Source organism: Cribrihabitans marinus (assembly GCF_900109035.1).
Classification (GTDB): Bacteria; Pseudomonadota; Alphaproteobacteria; order Rhodobacterales; family Rhodobacteraceae; genus Cribrihabitans; species Cribrihabitans marinus.
Window position 1 is genome coordinate 23,524 of the sequence record NZ_FNYD01000016.1, and the last position, 17,136, is coordinate 40,659.

Here is a 17,136-nt window from a genome sequence, read left to right on the forward strand (position 1 = left end):
TTGTCCGGATGCCCCGACCCCCCGTTCGGGACGGGCAGATAAAAAACCCAACCCAGTCTATGCCGGGAAATTCATTACTCAAAATTTATTTTGGGATTGAGACCTTCCGGCAATCTGATCGGCAAGAAACCCGTACCTGTCGGCGCTATTCCGCCGCCTGGCGGTGCTGCATCAACTCTCGCAGGTAGCGGTCGAGATCCTCGCGCAGGTCCTCGCGCGCCAGCCCGAAAGCGACGGTGGCCTGCAGGAAACCCGATTTCGAGCCGCAGTCGAACCGCTGGCCGCGAAAGCGGTAGCCATGCACCGGCACGCCCTGTTCGATATCGGCCGCGATGGCGTCGGTGAGCTGGATCTCGCCGCCCGCGCCCTGCTTGATCCGGTTGAGGTTGCGCAGCACCGAGGGGCCGAGGATGTAGCGCCCGATCACCGCCAGGTTCGACGGCGCCACGGACGGGTCGGGCTTCTCGACCATGCCGCGCGCCGTCACCACCGCGCCCTGTTCCCCGGACACGTCCAGCACCCCGTAGGAGGCAGTCTGCTCGGGCGGCACCTCCATCGCGGCGACCATGTTGCCGCCGGTCTCCTCATAGGCCTCGACCATCTGCTGCAGGCAGGAGGTCTCCGAGGCGATCACGTCATCGGGCAGCATCACCGCAAACGGCTCGTTGGCGATCAGCCGGCGCGCGCACCAGACCGCGTGACCCAGCCCCAGCGCCTTGTGCTGGCGGATATAGGCGATGGCGCCGGATTCCATGTTGGTGTTTCTCAGCATCTCCAGCATTTCGTCCTTGCCCTTCTTCTTGAGCTCCTGCTCGAGGATCGGGTTGTGGTCGAAATAATCCTCCAGCGCGGACTTGCCGCGCGAGGTGACGAAGATGAATTCCTTGATGCCGGCGGCGCGCGCCTCGTCGATGGCGTATTGCACCAGCGGCCGGTCGACCAGGGTCATGATCTCCTTGGGTACCGACTTGGTGGCCGGCAGGAACCGGGTGCCCAGCCCCGCCACCGGGAAGATCGCCTTGGTCACTTTCCTGCGCATGTAAACCTCAATCAAAACTCAACTGTCCTTCGCCACCGCATCTCCGCCGCGCGGCGTGCCCCCGAGTCTTTCCGCTCTGCCCGCCGAGCGCAATGGGTAAACCCGGATCTGGGCGGATCGTCGCGATTTTCCCCCCGGCGCCCCCGTCAGCGCGGCCGCTTGACGAACAGGTTGCCGATGGTTTCGAAGACCAGCGCGAAATCGTAGCACATGTTCCGGTGGCGCTGGTAGATCAGGTCGAGCCGGGCCTTGGCGGGAATGCAGACGCGGGAATAGACCGCGTCGGTCTCCTCGGGGGTGGCGCAGCGCGCCAGCAGCGCCGCCTCGTGGCGGTGATAGACGATCGAAGCCAGCCCGGTGACGCCGGGCCGCGCGCGCAGCACCTCGGCATAGAGCGCGGGATACCGCTCGACATAGAGGCGCAGCGGCGGGCGCGGGCCGACAAAGCTCAGGTCGCCGCGCAGGATGTTCCACAGCTGCGGCAGCTCGTCCAGCCGTTTGGACCGCAGCCAGGCGCCGGTGGGCGTGATCCGCGCCGCCTTGTCGCCACCCGACACCCCGGCATCGCTCTCGGCCCCGCGCATGGTCCTGAGTTTCCACAGCCGGAACCCCTGGTCGGGGGTCTTCATCCGCTCGGCCACGTAGAAGACCGGCCGGCCTTCCTTCCACAGCAGCCACAGCACCAGAACCAGCAGGACGGGCGCCAGGATCGCCACCAGCAGCGACGCAAAGAACAGGTCGAAGAGGCGCTTGTGCCAGGTCATCGCGCTACCCCGCCCATATGCGGCTCTAACCCGCGCCATTCGGCCACCATCGCCGCCGGGTCGACGGGCTCCAGAGGGCACAGGCGGGCCAGCGCCGCCACCGACAGCTGCACCCGCGGGATCGCCCCGGCCGGGGCCGGGCGCGCGGTCCAGGCCAGTCCGGCGGCATCCAGCAGCGCGCCCATCTCGACCGCGCCGGGGGCGGCGACGTTCAGCACGGCGGGCAGGTCGGGCGCGGCGCAGAGCGCAGCCAGGAGGCGCGCCAGCGTCACCGGCCCGACATAGCTGCGCGCCGGGGTGGCCCCATCGGCGAAGCGGTCCAGCGCGCAGCCCGGCCGCCAGCCCCCCAGCGCGGCATCCAGCCCCGCCACGTTGCCGATCCTGAGCGCCGTGACCGCAACGCCCAGTTCGGCGGCGCGCGCCGCGGCGCGCGCCTCCATCTCCACCTTGGCCCGGCCGTAATCCGAGACCGGGTGCAGCGGTGCCGCCTCGGTCAGCTCTCCCGCGGCCCGGCCATAGACCGCCGCCGACGAGGCCAGCAGCACCCGCGCCCCCGAAGCGGCCCCGGCCCGCACCGCCGCCTCGGCCAGCGCCGCGTGATCGGCCATGTCGCCGCCGCGCCCGGGCGCCGGCCCGGCCAGGTTCAGGATCACCGAACATCCCTGCGCGGCGCGCGCCAGCGCCGCCGGTTCGGCCAGCGGATCCACCCGCGTCCAGCCGTCGCCCGGCGCCGCCCGCCGGGTCTGCCAGCGGACCCCGCCGCCGGGCCAGCTCCGGCGCAGGACATCTCCGATCCGGCCTGTTGCGCCAATGACCAGGATCCCGGGAAACCGCATCTGAGCCTCAGTCCGTGTTGACCATGCTTTCATTGCCAGTATCCTGCGCGCAACGATAATCAAAGGCGTTTCCCCGCCCGGGCAGTCCGTATGCGCATCCTGATCCATATCATCGTGGCGTCCAGCCTGGCGCTGCTGCCCGCAGCCTGTGCGCGCGGCCGGCTGCCCGGCGGCGCCCCGGTCAGTGAAGAGATCCTGGCCGAGGCCGACGCGCCCGAGGCGGGATTCGCGCTCTACCCCGTGACCCGCGCCTTCCTGCCGACGGTGGCGCAGTGGCCGGCCACCGGCACCCAGGAGCGGCTGCGCTGGATCGGCGCCAGCACCGGCGCCCGGACCCAGATCATCCAGCCCGGCGACCGGCTGACGCTCAGGATCTGGGACAGCAGCGAAAACTCGCTGCTGACCTCGCTGGACCAGAAGGAGGTGCAGCTGCAGGACGTGGTGGTCGCCGCCAACGGCACCATCTTCATGCCCTATGTGGGCAATATCAGCGTCATCGGCCTGACCCCCGACCTGGCCCGGGAAGAGCTGCAATCGGCGCTCGAGGCGATCGTGCCCTCGGCGCAGCTGCAGCTGTCGATGATCGAGGGGCGCAACAACTCGGTGGACCTGGTCAGCGGCGTGGCGCAGCCCGGCACCTACCCGATGCCCGACCGCAACTACACGGTGATGGGGCTCATTTCGGCCGGTGGCGGCATCAGCTCCAGCCTCAACAACCCGCAGATCCGGCTGGTGCGCGGCGGCGCGATCTACGGCACCTCGGTGGACCGGCTGCTGAACGAGCCGCGGCTTGACACGCTCCTGCGCGGCGGCGACCGGGTCTTCGTGGAAGAGGACGAGCGCTATTTCCTCAGCTTCGGCGCCGCCGGGCGCGAGGATCTGCACATCTTCACCAAGGACGTGATGTCGGCGATGGACGCGATCTCGGTCATGGGCGGGCTGCAGGACAACAAGGCCGATCCCAAGGGGCTGCTGATCCTGCGCGAATACCCCGACTCGGCGCTGAGCGCCGGCACCCGCGGCCCGCGCCAGAGCCGGGTGGTGTTCTCGGTCGACCTGGCCTCGGCCGACGGGATCTTCTCGGCGCGCCGGTTCCGGATCAACCCCGACGACCTGCTGATCGCCACGGAATCGCCGATCAACGACGTGCTGACCGTCTCCAACATCATCGGCAACTTCGTGGGCGTCTTCAACACCACCGCCAACCTGGGCAACTGACCCCGGCGCGGCCGGCCCTTCCTCTTGCCGCAAATATCCCGGAACGCGAGGCAGAGCCTCGCATCCGCGCGTCAGCGCATATGGCGTGTGCCGGAGACGCTCATTCCGGGGCGCCGGGCACCGCGATCCGCCGGTCCTCGGGCACCAGGGCATTGATCTGGCGGATGTGCTCGGGCAGGCAGCGAGTGAGGAAATCGTATTTCTCGATCACATGGGCGCGCGCGGCCGGCCCCAGATGGGCATGGCCCGCCGGGTTGGCCAGCACCTCCACCACCTGGGCGGCCAGCGCGTCGGGATCGAAGAAATCCACCAGCAACCCGGTCTGCCCGTGGGTGATCGCCTCGCGCACCGGCGCCACGTCCGAGGCCACCAGCGTGGCTTGCATCGCCATGGACTCGAGCAGCGACCAGCTGAGCACGAAGGGCATGGTCAGGTAGATGTGGCAGCGGCTGATCTGGACGAGCTTCTGAAACGTGTCATACGGTACGCGCCCCACGAAATGCACCCGGGACCAGTCGACGCGGTCTCCCAGTTCCCGCTCCATTTCGCCGCGCAGCCCGCCGGGTGTGTCGCTGTTCGGCCCATAGGATGTCTCGTTGCCTCCCACCAGAACCACCCGCGCATTCGGTCGGGCCCTCTGGATCCCGGGCAGCGCGCGCATCATGACTTGGAAACCGCGAACCCGCTCCATATTGCGGGCCAGATAGGTGACGATCTCGTCGTTTCGCGTAATCGGCCGCTCGAGCCGGCCCAACCCGACCGAGGCATTCGCGTCCGGTGTCAACTGGTCGGTACGCACCCCGTCATGACAGACATACATGCGGTCGTGAAAGAATTCCGGGAAGCGGTCGCGCTGCCACAGCGTGGGGCATTGACCCAGATCGACCGCATCGAGATTGACATAGGGCACCACGTTGCGCGCGCGGGTGGTGAAGCCCACATGCTCCGAGACCGGCTCGTCGGGGTCGAATCCCACGATGCCGCCCTCAGTGCGGTAGAAATACTCGAAATAACCAATCACCGGCACGTCGGGCCAGACGTCCTTGAGAAAGGTCAGCTCTCCCCATCCGACGTGGCCGATGATGATGTCGGGTGTGAACCCTTTTTCCATTTTGAGCTTTTGTGCCGCCAGGGCAGCACCGAACCCGGCTCCCGTCGCCTCTTCCCAGACCCTAGACAGCCCGTAGGCGTCTTTCCCGGGCTCGTGGTGAGACGCATATGTGACCCGCAGCACGCCTTCGATGTCAAGATCCCCACGCTGGGTCAGGAACACGATCCGGTGCCCTCCCTGGCTGACCAGCCAGCGGACGATTTCGCGATATTGACCAGGCATGTTCTGGTGAACAAACAGAAAATTCATGATGCAGAGCATGCCTCCCGCAGCAGTTTAATGACCGTGCAGCCGCAATGAAGAAGTTTCCATTCCGACCCCCTCACCTTTTGTGACGCCAGATGGCGGCAATGAAATCGAACAGCTCTTCCGGCGTCAGCTCCTGCACCTCTTCTGTTTCGGGGTATTCGTCAAAGGACTCGTCGAACAGTGTCGATCGATCCAAACGTGGCAGGTAGGTGCGCAGCACATGGGCATTGTTGTCCAGAAACCGTGCATGGAAGGCCTGCGCCGCATCTCTGGCGGGTCGGAACGGCGGGCCGGGGCAAACATCGCGAATTGCCCACTGAATCGGACCGCGCTCGGGATTGATCTTGCCGGCGCGAATCGTCGGAAAGGTCCGATTGAACCGCTTCAGAAACAAATACTGCGCCAACGGCAAAGACGTGTTCAACTCGCCGACTTCGGCAGCGGGTTCGCCAAGGCCGGTCTCACGATAGAAATCTGCCACCACGCTGCGTTTGTGGAGCCGGTCACGCTCGTAAAGCCGTACGATCAGGTTTTCAGCTCCGAATACACGGGCATAGCGGTCCAGAAGGCGATCGAAACAGAAGTAATCCGGCATCCGGCCGTTATCGCCTTCGGGAAACAGCGGTCCCAAACCGCCGAGCCTCACGCGCGTCGATTCCAGGCTGACCGCCAACCGGTCCTGCCTGCGCAAGTAGACAATGACCGAGAATTGTTCGACCGGGCCGGTTCCGGCAATGAGATCCCGTAGCCGTATCAGCGCCTCGTCACTCAGCAGTCGACTGTGGCAATGCTCGTTCGAGATGACCAGCGTGTGGAATGAATCCTCGGCGCGTTCGCTGCGCAGCTTGTCTCGCAGGCGCCGTCGGTATTCGAGATGGTCGCAATTCTGCCGGCCCAGCTCGACCATCTTCAACTCGTCGTTGCGGGACAGGTCCATCGCCGCCACGGCGATTTCCATGTGGTTTTCCGATCCGAAGAGCCGGGGATAGAGAATGCCGCGCTCGGCCAGCGCCTCGCGGTCTTCGGCCAGCGTCCGCTGTATCGAGGTGGTCCCGGTCTTTTCGGTCCCGATGTGCAGAATGACTTTCACGAAGGCTGCTCCATTGGCAAAAGCGGTCGGGTGTTACCCGAACAATCGCCTTGTCATGGCTTGAATGTCTGTCCGTTTCGCGAGGTTTTTAAACAGTCTCTGCCAATCGGCCCGGGCGCATCCTGCCTCGACCAGGGGAACCTGCGCCCTGAATATCCCGTCCGCTCCGGCCTGCACATCCGTCGCCGGCCCTGAGTGGACATGCAGCAGACGGTGCCGCCGATCCCAAGCCCAAAGCCTGTCCCGCAGGCTCATCAGGTGAGTGTCGGTCAACGGACCCCTCGTGGTCACGACATATAGGCCCGGCTTCTTGTTGAGTTGAAACCGAAACCGGGTTCTGAGCCAATCGAAGGCATCCTCCGCCGATAGCGGGGTTTGCGGCCCCGCCAAGCCGTTCTTGCCGGCAAGATCGGCGCGAAACCGGAACCGGTTTGGTACTTGTTCGGCGCCGGATGCGTCGAGGAGGGCCATCACCTCGTCAAGCGGCGTCTGCGACCAGCGCAACAGGCTGGCCGGTTCGTACCCAGAGTCCCGCTGGAACAGGGCGAAGTCGCATGTCTCTCCCAGGCTTTCCGACAGCCTCAGAAGTTCAGCCACGGGATCGGGATCGGTCGGGATGGGAGGAACCGCAAGACTGTCTCCGCACAGGGGCAGGATCCGGTCCTCCCACATGGCGGCACGCACCGGATCGATCCCGGCAAAGGCCCTGGCATCATTCAGCGACAGCCGTGCAATCAACTCGATTTGCCGCGGCGTCAAAACGGAAACCGCACGCGGTCGACCTTCGCGCTGCGTGTTGTAGACGGTTCGCGCAACTTCGGCGTCGATCTTGCAGACGGCGGGGCACCCGAGGAAATGCTGAACTTGCAGCAAGAACCTTTCAGGGTCGGCCTGCAGTTCATCATGATAGAATATGCCGAAGCGATCCCCGAAAGCAGCACGCCAGAGCCGGACGGTCCTTGCATAGTCCCGGTGCCGTTTCTGGAACCCGCTTTCCAGGTATCGCAACAGTGTCGCATCCGCCATCGGTCCACGAAAACAGCCACGCATGTATCCGTGCAGCCGGATCACCGACTTGTTGCGTTCGAACGGGTTGCGCAACATGACGAAGACACGGGAGGCTTCAGGCAGGGCGTCCCGAAGCGCGGTAATCCGTTCACTGGGCATAGTGCTGTAGATCGGACTGATGTCCAGCGAGGGTCGGTCCGGCCGAGCCATCAGATCCAGGTAATCCGGAGCCGACACGTTTTGTGTCTGCTCCCACCTGTCGAGCCAATCCAGCTGTTCGGCATCGGCTTCGTGGGATATGCGCCTGTTGGCGAGAACCTTGTGTCTTTCGGCGTCCGACCGGCTTCCCCACCAATACCGGACCTCCTTGACGCATGGCAGGAATAGCGTGCCGCTCCGGCGCAGGTTTTCATACAACCAGGTCGTTCCGGACCGGGGCGCTCCGATGCAGACATGGACGGGTTGAGGTCTCCGGGGCATAACCGCCGTCAAGTCTCCGGCTCCAACGGCCAGACCACGGCACCGGAATCGCTGACCACAGACATTTGCGAACCCTTCCGCCGCCGCTTGAAATGCACGGTTTCCGGGACCGGCTTGTGCGGCACGCCGGCGGCATGGGTCAGGCAGTTCCAATGCCAATCCTCGTGCCCGAACCCCAAGGACAGGTCGTTGCGGCGAAAAGGGAAGCGCCGGTAGAGCGAGGTGGGCGCAAAGGACATTGCGTCCCAGTAGTTGGCCCAATCCAGGTAATCCGGATCGAAGAAAGGCCCCTCGGAATCGACATGCCACCAAAGGTTCTCTTCGTCTCCGAAAACGATGTTGCAGGTCGAGTGCAGTATCGCGTCGGGGCGGTCCTGTGCCATCTGCCAGGCGGCTGTCAGCCAGTTATAGGACCACAGATCGTCGCCATCGAGAAACGCCGCACAGCGCCCCCTAGCCGCGGCGACTCCATGATTGCGGGCCTGTCCCGGATCGCCCTCGTCAGATTCGACGATCCGGACGCCCTCTCCGATCCCGGCAGTCAGGACCTCGCGGGTCAACCCATCGCTGCGGTCCAGAACCAGAACGATTTCGCAAGCCAGTCCCCGAGCTTCGGCATGCGCTACCGCTTCGCGTGCACTGCGCGCGGTCGGACCTGCCAGAAGCCTCTCGCGATGGCCGGTGATGATCACCGAGATGTCGACGCCGGATTCCAGGTGCTCAGCCATTCTCGACCTCCTCCAACTCTGCCAGACGCGCACGGTAGAGCTCTCCCGCATGACGCTCGACAACGCGTTGGTAGAGGCGCTCGGCCCGGGCGACACGTTCCGCATCATCCCCGAGCATGTTGCGGATCGCGTTCACATAGGCCTGCACGTCGCCCACTTCGGTCACCGGCCAGCCGGTGTCTTCATCCAGCAATTCGGGAATCCCGTCCACCGCACTGGCCACCACCGGCAGCCCGTTGGCTCCGGCCTCGATCAGCACGTTGGGCAGCCCATCCCATGCTGACGTGTAGAGCCAGCCGTCACTGTTGCGCAGCGGCAATTCATCGAACCGCTCGAACGCCGGATTCAGGACCAGGTTGTCCGGCAATTCGACCGAGTCATCCATCGGCGCATCAAGCACCGCCCTGCCCCAGCAGCGGATCTCTATATCGGGCATGGCCCGGGCGATTTCGACCACCAGGTCGAAGCGCTTCTGCCGATCCAACCGTCCTGCCCAGAGCAGCACCGGTCGGTCTCGTCCGGATTTACTTTCCACCTGTCGGTGCACCAGTGGTGTTTCGGGCGGTGTGTTGAGTGCTGGCGAATAGAGAACCTGCAGTTTATTCACCTGCCCCGCCGGCAGCGCGAACCGGTTGGTCAGCCGGGCCGGCAGCGCGGCATTATCAAAAAGTGCGGCCTGCAGATGCGGCAGCACAGTCGCGAAATACGAGACGGGGTAGCCCACTTCGCATCCATCCGGCGTCTGGTCCGAGCAGAAGTAATAGGCGTATAACCGGGTGAAGCGCGCCAGCCGAGCGCCATAGGTTTCAAAAGTCTCAAAACCGAGCCGGCTGTTTACGTTGTAGACATGCCGCGCGCCGAGCCCCCGGATCAGTTCATAGAGTACGCGGCGGCGGCGATCCGGTCTGAGCAGGTTCAGATGCGCGGACAAGTCGATGCTGGTCACTTTCTGGGGAAACCAGTCGGGCCGCACCCAGTCGGATTGATCGGTGCGCAGAACCAACGTCTCGTCCGGGGACGGCAGCGCATCGGCAAGGACCCCGGCCAAAAAATCGGCGCCGCCCATCTTGCAGAAGGGCATCAATATGATCCGCTTGGCCCGACGCAATGGGATCAGGTCGCGGATCGCCCGGAAATCGGCATAATCGGCGTCCTGCCACGGCGGCAGGAGCTGAAACCTGCCGCCGCTACTGCGACCAATCTTCGGCTCCAGAATCGTGGCCCTATGCAGTATATCGGTGATCCGGTCGGACTTGAGGAATGCCGCCATTCCGGCGAAACCATCTGCGCCGGCCGGCCGGCCGGCAGCCCAGGTCAGAAAGGTCTCGTTCAGGCTCTTGCCATCTGGGGAAAGGGCACGTGTCCGGTTCGGTTCCAGATAGACCAGCGGTGAAAAGCGACGTTCTTCGCTCAATCCGCAGATCAGGAAATGCTCGAAGGCCCAGCCCTCGAACTGCTCGGCGACGTCGGGGTTGCGGGCCAGATAGGTTGCCTCGTCGAACAGGGCGTTGGGTGCGATCCGAGATGCCACACCATGCTCCAGCCAATGCAAGAAAAGGCCGCGCCGCCCATCGATCGGTGGCAATCCGGCCTTCTGTGCCTGCAGACTGTACCATTCGGAGTCAAAAAGGGGGCCAGGGGGAGCACCCTGGGGAAAATCGAAGGCCAGATATTGCGCTAGCAGCTGGTTATCCGAAAGGGTGGCGATGATACCCTTGCGCTGGCGATAGGCACCGGCTGAAAAGAGCGGCAGGACGAACCGGTGAAACAGGCTGCCGTCCACATGGTCGAGGTCCATCCCGCTGGCCTGCAGGAACTGAAGAACCAGCGCGGACCAGTCGCGATCACCGAACCGGCGCAACTCCTCCTCGCGGTTAAGCGGCAGCCCCAGCGCCCGCCCCTCGAGCACATAATGAGCCAAGGGCGACATGTCCGGGGGCGCGTCGCCAAGGTATTTCTTGCGGTAGTAGGCTCCATCAAGTTCGCGGAAGGGGTTGCGGTTCTCCTGCCAGCCATAGGCCAAGTAGTGTTCCAGCGGGTCGGCACCGGCCCGGGTTACATCGGCGTAGCGGTCGCCGTAGAATTCGGCATCAAAGGCCTCAGCCATCGCGGCGCGAAGCGCTGCGTCCGACATCACGTTCGAAGTCGCGTCATCCGGTGAATCGTACTGGGATGCAACGACGTTCACGGCATTCACCACCGTACACGCGCGGAATCGCCGAAGGCAGCTCCAAGCCGCGTAGACTTTTTCCTGGTCATAGCTTCACCCCGTTTCATTGGCCTGCCCCCATCGATCGTCACCCCTCTCAACGGTGCGATTCGTTGCACAGATTGCCACAGAATTGCAATTGGACGAGCCATTTGGTGAACCTGCAAAGCAATCCGGAATCCGGGGCAGGACCGACCATCCAAAAGAGTGCAGCACGAGAACAATCCCCGCCAAACCCGGCTACTGTTTCCAAGTTCGCGGAGTATAACCGCCGCCGCTCCCGCGCCGTGCTTGTTCGAGACGGAATAAATGCGTTAACATTCTCTTAATTTTTAGACTGCGATTGCGCCAAATCTGTTTGCCGGGGGGGGGCGTGGGTTCATGGGAACGCACCATCCGAAGTCTGCTTATGTCGAAGGCCAAAAAAGAATGGCGAAACTGCTCGCCCACTCTTCGGGGGCGGATCTCGCTGCCATCGGAATTGTCAGCTTGGCCGATCGGCGTATTGCCAACATGTGCATCAGCACCGGAGAGGCGGGTCCGGAACTGAGCGAAACGGACGCCATTCGGGCGGTCTCGCAGGCGATGGCTTCGCAGCTATCGCTCCTGCGAAGCGATCCGGCCCTGGGCACACTAAATGCGGACCAGGACGGCAACCTGGACACGCGGCTGATCTGGCTCAGATCGACCCGACACCTGATCGGCATAGGCGACCGCCACGGCAAGTTGGCCGCGTTCACCGCGCTGATCTACAACCGCACCGAAAGGGTCGACACGCAGGAGCGACGGAACCTGATCCGGATCGGGCTGACCTATGCCAGCCAGCAACTCAGCAACTGGGCAAGCCTGGGTTCCGAGACCGGTTCGCCGCTGCTGCCGGACGCGATCCTGCGCTCCCTCTCATTCGGATTCATCGTGGTCGACGCGCTGGGAGCGGTCGACTACGTCAAGGACAGCACGCAGGGCTGGCTGGCCAAAAGCCGGGACATCGAAATCCAGAACCGGCGGCTCAGCTCGGAGAACCCGCGTAACCAGCATATGTTGCAATCCGCCTTGGCGGCGGCGACCGGCCCGCAGCGCAAAACCTCGGTCCTGCAACTCGAAAGCCAAGAGGGAAACCTCCCCGACACACTCATCGTCCTGCCAATCCAGGACACCCAGCCGCGGGCGCTGGTCATCTTCGGCCAGGATCAGGAGGACAGTACGCTGCGCGACCTTCTGTTGCAGACCTTTGGGCTGACACTGGCGGAGCGCCGGCTGACCCATCATCTTCTGGCCGGAAGATCGCTGGCCCAGGCCGCCGCTGAAGCCAACCTGACCATCTCGACCGCGCGCAGCTACCTCAAACGCATCTTCGCCAAGACCGGCATGCACCGGCAAAGCGAACTGGTCACGCTGTGTCACCGGATGATGCCATCGGTCAAGGCCGCCGGAGCGACCGAACCCCTGAAGCAGGACTGATCGCGGACCCATCCCGCCTTGCCTGACCCCCGACGAGACCGGCCACCGCCGGCCGGGGCCGTGAAAGGTGTCCCCGAAACGTGAGACACCGCCCCTTTTCAGGGGCGGTGCCGGGGGACGGAGCCCCGACCGGGAACCGGCCGGGAAACCCCGAAGCGATTAGGTGATCGTCTCGTTGAGGAAATCGACGTGGATGTAACCCGGACCGTAGCTCGCGTTCTCGCTCTGATCCAGGAACTCGAAGGCCATCTCTTCCTCGGTGATGTTCACCGTGGTGTCGCCGATTTCCTTGTCGTCGAGATACACCTTCTCCCAGGGATCATCCACGTGGATGCGGTCCCAACCGACTTCCGGCGCATCGACTTCGACATCCATGTCCATGACGAACTTGTCTTCGAAGTAGACAACGCCCTTGCCCGCACCGTCGATGCCGACATCGGTCAGGAAGTTCATCAGGGCTTCCGGGCTGTCGTCGTAACCCAGCGGACGCTCGCCAGCGGCGAACAGACCGTCAAGCTCGTTGACCAGGTCGACGATCCGGACCTTACCGGCACCCATGGTGTCTTCGATGATCACATCATAGCCGTCATAGCTCGCCTCGAGGCGGCCCTGATAGCCATAGGTGCCCGCATCGGTGTCACCGAAGTCGGTGTGGAAGACGATACGGTCTTCCTGATCGTCGTCGAAGTCGACGATGATGTTCTGGTCAAAGACCTTGTGCGAAGTGACAGCGAGACCCTTAACGGTCGAGAAGCCGAAGACGAAGTCGTCGCCATCGCCGCCGCCGACCAGGACATCGTTACCAAGATCGGCAAACAGCATGTCGCTGCCTTTTTCGCCGTTCAGGTAGTCGTTGCCCTCGCCGCCGACCAGCATGTCGTCGCCGCCATCGCCGAAGGGATCCTTGTCGTCACCCCACAGGCCACTGAACTGCACGTTGGCAAAGTTGTCCGGACCGTCGCGGAAACCGCCGGTGCGGAAGTTGCCGGTGCTGGCGCCGGTGTGCAGGGTGAAGGTGCCGGCAGCGAAGTTGAACGATGCGATACCGTCATCGTCGTCGCCGCCATACAGGATGTCGTCGCCCTGGCCGCCACGCAGCTCGTCGTTGTCCGCACCACCCTTGATGAAGTCATCGCCGGCGTCGCCGAAGAGAAGGTCCTCTTCCTCGTTGCCGTCGATCTTGTCGTTGCCTTCACCACCGTGGATGATGTCGTCGTCGTCGAAGTCGCCGTCGTTGCCGCCCACGATCACGTCGTCGCCGATACCGCCAAAGATGTTGTCGTTACCGTCGCCGCCATTGATCTGGTCGTTGCCTTCGTTGCCTTCGATGTGGTCGTCGTCGTTGCCGCCGTCGATCACGTCATTGCCGGTGTTGCCCTGGATGTCGTCCCAGCCATCGTTGCCGTAGATGTGGTCGTCATCCTCGCCACCAAAGATGGTGTCGTCGCCGACGCCGCCGTCGATGCGGTCGGCTGCAGCACCCTGGGCCGGATCGCCATCGGAGTTGTCACCCCAGATGATGTCGTCGCCGGAGCCACCGTCGATGCAATCCTCGTTGTCATTGCCTTCGATGATGTCATCGCCGGACCCGCCGTCGATGCTGTCATCGTCGGCGCCGCCGAGGATGTTGTCGCCGCCGGTGCCGCCAAGGATATAGTCCTCGCCGCGGCCACCCCAGATGTGGTCGTCGCCGGTGCCGCCATCGATGTAGTCGTCACCGTTGTAGCCATCCAGACGGTCGTTGCCCGAACCACCCCAGATGGAGTCGTCGTTCCAGCCACCGTTGATGTAGTCGTCACCGGAGTTGCCGGCCAGCTGGTCGTAGCCCCAACCGCCGTAGATCACGTCACGCATCGAACCGCCGGACACGCTGTCGTCGCCGCCAGCCGCCCAGATGGTGTCCTTGCCGCCCTGACCGACCAGGATGTCGTTGCCGGCTGCGCCAGCGATCTGGTCGTTGTCAGCACCGCCGAACAGCGCGTCATGGCCCACGCCACCCTGCATGAAGTCGTTGCCGGTGCCGCCGAAGGCCAGATCGTTGCCGCCTTCGCCGTAGATCCGGTCATTGCCCGAACCGCCGTCGATCACGTCGTCGCCTGCATCGCCTTCCAGGATGTCGTGGCCTGCGTCGCCGGTGATGGCGTCTTCATCCATGCCACCACTGATCAGGTCGTTGCCACCCATACCGCGCAGGAAGTCGCAACCCATGTTGCCCAGGATCGCGTTCCGGTCGCCGGTACCTTCGATGTAGTCGTTGTCGGCCAGGCCTTGCGCACGGGTGCGGCCGGGATGATTGGCAAGAACGATATTGTCGCTCTTGTCCGTCCCAATTACCACGCCGTTGCCAGGACCTGAAATGTCATCAAAATTAAAATATGTAGGCATCTTTTTTCCCCCGTAAGAGACTGTTACACAGCCTGCCTTCGAAAAAGACAGGTAAACGTCCACGCGAACGAAGTCCGCTGCGGACGTCTCTCAATGAGCCATTGTGGGGGGAGTCCTATCTACCCCCATTTGGGGGCAATACCGAAACAATGCCCAACCCCAAGAGGAAACACATTGTATCCGATGCGGCAACGCCACAGGTGCTGAGGCGGCCGCGACGACATGGAGGCCGCATGTCGGGCGCCGGGGTCAACCTGCCGCGGCACCGGGGGCGATGCTGGGCGGGTTCCGGCCTATCCTCTGTGTCGACCAAGGCGGTTCTTTGCCTGTCCAGGGGCTTTTCCACGGCCGACAAGGCCGGATGCAGGCGCAATTGCGGCAACAATTTGGCATTTGCCTTCCGGATCCGGCGACGTGATCTCATCCGCCGGGGCCGCCCGGAGCGCACCCTCGTGGCAAATCGTTGACAATGGTTTTCCCCGTCATGTCAGGCAGACGCCGAAACGGAAACAATCGCCAATCCGAACAGCGGTCATTCTCACCGGTGCAACAGTCTGCTGCGCAGGCGTGCGCTGGCCTGTGCCGAACCGGGAGGCACATGTCTTCCGCAAGCGCTTGAATCCTTGGCCACCGCGGTGATGCGCGGGGCCGCCGTCCTGCCAGGATCAGCCCGATAACTGGATGACGCGCCAAGACGCAGCGGCTAGCCTGTTCCAGCGATTCTATATTGAAATGATTTGAGTACAGGCTCCGGCTCGTCCCGGGGTACGGAGGATGGACATGGCCGGCATCGACCGCTCCAACGGATTGAACGAAATGCGGGATATCCGCCGCGAAAGCCGCAGGCTGCTGTGGGCGGCTGGATTGTTCAGCGTTTTCGTGAACCTGCTGATGCTGACCGGCCCGCTATTCATGCTCCAGATCTATGACCGGGTGCTCGGCAGCCGCTCCGAGGAAACTCTCGTGGCGCTGTTTGCGCTGATGGCTTTTTTGTTCTTCATCATGGGTGTTCTGGACTGGTCGCGCGGCCGGCTCCTGGCCCGGATGGGAACCCGGTTCCAGGCCCGGCTGGACCGCCGCGTCTTCGATGCCATCCTGCGCAAGGCTGCGCGCGGCAGGGGGCTGCGTGACTCCGATAACCAGCTCAAGGATCTCGAGGCGGTCCAGCGATTCTTCTCCTCGCCGGTTCTGGCCGCCATATTCGACCTGCCCTGGACCCCGATCTTCCTGCTGGGTATCTCGATCTTCCATCCTTGGCTCGGAATGCTGGCGGTGGGCGGCGGCGGTCTGCTCATCATCATAACGGTGCTGAACCAGGTCACGACCCGGTCCGCGGTCATCAAGGCCGGCGCGGCCAGCTACCAGTCGGAACGAATGTCCGAACACCTCATCACCGAAGCCGAGATGGTCCGCAGCCTCGGGATGCAGGAGAATTCCTTCAACCGCTGGCACCTGGCTCGCAGGCGCGCGCTCGAAGAGAACCTGCGCGCCAACGACATGGGCGGCAGCTTCTCGTCGATAACCAAGACGTTCCGCCTGTTCCTGCAATCGGCCATGCTGGGGCTCGGGGCGTATCTGGTGCTGCAGGAGCAGTTGAGCCCCGGCGCGATGATTGCCGGATCGATCCTGCTCGGTCGCGCATTGGCCCCGGTGGACCAGGTCATCGGACAATGGACGCTGATCCAGCGCGCCAAGCGGGGCTGGGACAACCTGGCTGAATTGCTGTCGCTGGTTCCGGCCGAGGCGCAACGGCTTGAGTTGCCGCGACCGCAGGCGCGGCTGCAGGTGCAGCAGCTGACGGTGGTTCCGCCCGGCGCGGCACAAGCCTCCCTGCGGCTGATCAATTTCGAGCTCCTGCCCGGCCAGGCGATGGGCGTGATCGGTCCCAGCGGCTCGGGTAAATCCACGCTGGCACGGGCGCTGACGGGGGTCTGGCCCGCCGCCGGCGGCAAGATCCGCCTCGACGGCGCCGCCCTGGAGCAATACGTGCCGGAGGTTCTGGCGCAATACATTGGATATCTGCCACAACGCGTGCAGCTGTTCGATGGCACGATCGCCGAGAACATCGCCCGCCTGAGCATGACTCCGAACGATGCCGAGGTCGTCGAAGCCGCAAAAAAGGCGGCGGCGCATGAGATGATCCTGCGCCTGCCGGATGGCTACGACACGCCGGTGAGCGTGGCCGGGGGCCAGCTCTCTGGCGGTCAGGTGCAGCGGATCGGCCTCGCCCGGGCGATGTATGGTAACCCGATGCTGCTGGTTCTGGACGAACCGAACTCGAATCTCGACAACGAAGGCTCGACCGCGCTCAACAAGGCAATCCGGCAAATGAAGGAAGAGGGGCGCTCGGTGCTGATCATGGCTCACAGGCCGGCCGCGATCATGGAATGCGACCTTCTGCTGGTGCTCGAGGACGGCATGCGCAAGGCTTGGGGCCCGCGCGATCAGGTCCTGTCAAAGGTGGTCCAGAACCACCAGCAGATTCAGCAGGCCGCAAATAAACCGGTTGGTGTGACATGAGTGATAGAAATCCAAACAAGTCCTTTTCCGCATCACGG

The 17,136-nt window shown here is 63.8% G+C and carries 12 protein-coding genes; 3 read left to right on the forward strand and 9 right to left on the reverse strand.

The window, feature by feature from the left end:
• Positions 1-145: 145 nt before the first annotated feature.
• The 3 genes from galU to BMX57_RS19135 all read right to left on the reverse strand — a co-directional run bounded on the left by galU (position 146) and on the right by BMX57_RS19135 (position 2,639).
• A complete protein-coding gene (gene galU, locus BMX57_RS19125; protein WP_092371205.1) occupies positions 146-1,039 on the reverse strand; it encodes a UTP--glucose-1-phosphate uridylyltransferase GalU in 894 nt (297 codons plus the stop codon).
• A gap of 146 nt (positions 1,040-1,185) precedes the next feature.
• Complete coding sequence (locus BMX57_RS19130; RefSeq protein WP_092371207.1) at positions 1,186-1,803, reverse strand: sugar transferase; 618 nt, start codon at positions 1,801-1,803, stop codon at positions 1,186-1,188.
• Positions 1,800-2,639 carry an NAD-dependent epimerase/dehydratase family protein gene (locus BMX57_RS19135; protein ID WP_092371209.1) on the reverse strand — a complete coding sequence of 280 codons (840 nt, stop codon included), beginning with the start codon at positions 2,637-2,639 and terminating at the stop codon, positions 1,800-1,802. Before BMX57_RS19135 ends, BMX57_RS19130 begins: the two co-directional genes overlap by 4 nt.
• A 90-nt stretch (positions 2,640-2,729) precedes the next feature.
• Between BMX57_RS19135 and BMX57_RS19140 the strand changes: the two genes are divergently transcribed.
• Positions 2,730-3,857, forward strand: a complete 1,128-nt coding sequence (locus BMX57_RS19140; protein ID WP_092371211.1) for a polysaccharide biosynthesis/export family protein — start codon at positions 2,730-2,732, stop codon at positions 3,855-3,857.
• Positions 3,858-3,957: 100 nt separating this feature from the next.
• On the opposite strand, the gene BMX57_RS19145 is transcribed toward BMX57_RS19140, so the two are convergent.
• From BMX57_RS19145 to BMX57_RS19165, 5 genes are all read right to left on the reverse strand, one after another.
• On the reverse strand, positions 3,958-5,217 hold the full coding sequence (locus tag BMX57_RS19145; protein WP_092371254.1) for a glycosyltransferase family 4 protein: 1,260 nt from the start codon (positions 5,215-5,217) through the stop codon (positions 3,958-3,960).
• 73 nt (positions 5,218-5,290) lie between these two features.
• Positions 5,291-6,175: a hypothetical protein gene (locus BMX57_RS19150; protein WP_177175505.1), complete on the reverse strand. Its 885-nt coding sequence runs from the start codon at positions 6,173-6,175 to the stop codon at positions 5,291-5,293.
• A gap of 165 nt (positions 6,176-6,340) precedes the next feature.
• A complete protein-coding gene (locus tag BMX57_RS19155) occupies positions 6,341-7,795 on the reverse strand; it encodes a sulfotransferase (RefSeq protein ID WP_092371215.1) in 1,455 nt (484 codons plus the stop codon).
• Positions 7,796-7,803: 8 nt separating this feature from the next.
• Positions 7,804-8,523, reverse strand: a complete 720-nt coding sequence (locus tag BMX57_RS19160) for a glycosyltransferase family 2 protein (RefSeq protein ID WP_177175507.1) — start codon at positions 8,521-8,523, stop codon at positions 7,804-7,806.
• A complete protein-coding gene (locus BMX57_RS19165; RefSeq protein ID WP_143057959.1) occupies positions 8,516-10,711 on the reverse strand; it encodes a glycosyltransferase family 4 protein in 2,196 nt (731 codons plus the stop codon). The genes BMX57_RS19160 and BMX57_RS19165 overlap by 8 nt, the downstream gene beginning before the upstream one ends.
• Before the next feature lie 450 nt (positions 10,712-11,161).
• Here BMX57_RS19165 and BMX57_RS19170 point away from each other — a divergent pair, with 450 nt between their 5' ends.
• Complete coding sequence (locus tag BMX57_RS19170; protein ID WP_092371224.1) at positions 11,162-12,193, forward strand: helix-turn-helix transcriptional regulator; 1,032 nt, start codon at positions 11,162-11,164, stop codon at positions 12,191-12,193.
• Positions 12,194-12,352: 159 nt separating this feature from the next.
• On the opposite strand, the gene BMX57_RS19175 is transcribed toward BMX57_RS19170, so the two are convergent.
• Complete coding sequence (locus BMX57_RS19175; protein WP_143057960.1) at positions 12,353-14,641, reverse strand: calcium-binding protein; 2,289 nt, start codon at positions 14,639-14,641, stop codon at positions 12,353-12,355.
• Positions 14,642-15,358: 717 nt separating this feature from the next.
• On the opposite strand from BMX57_RS19175, the gene BMX57_RS19180 reads away from it, so the two are divergent.
• Entirely contained in the window at positions 15,359-17,098 is a 1,740-nt protein-coding gene (locus BMX57_RS19180) for a type I secretion system permease/ATPase (protein WP_092371230.1), read from the forward strand.
• Positions 17,099-17,136 lie beyond the last annotated feature (38 nt).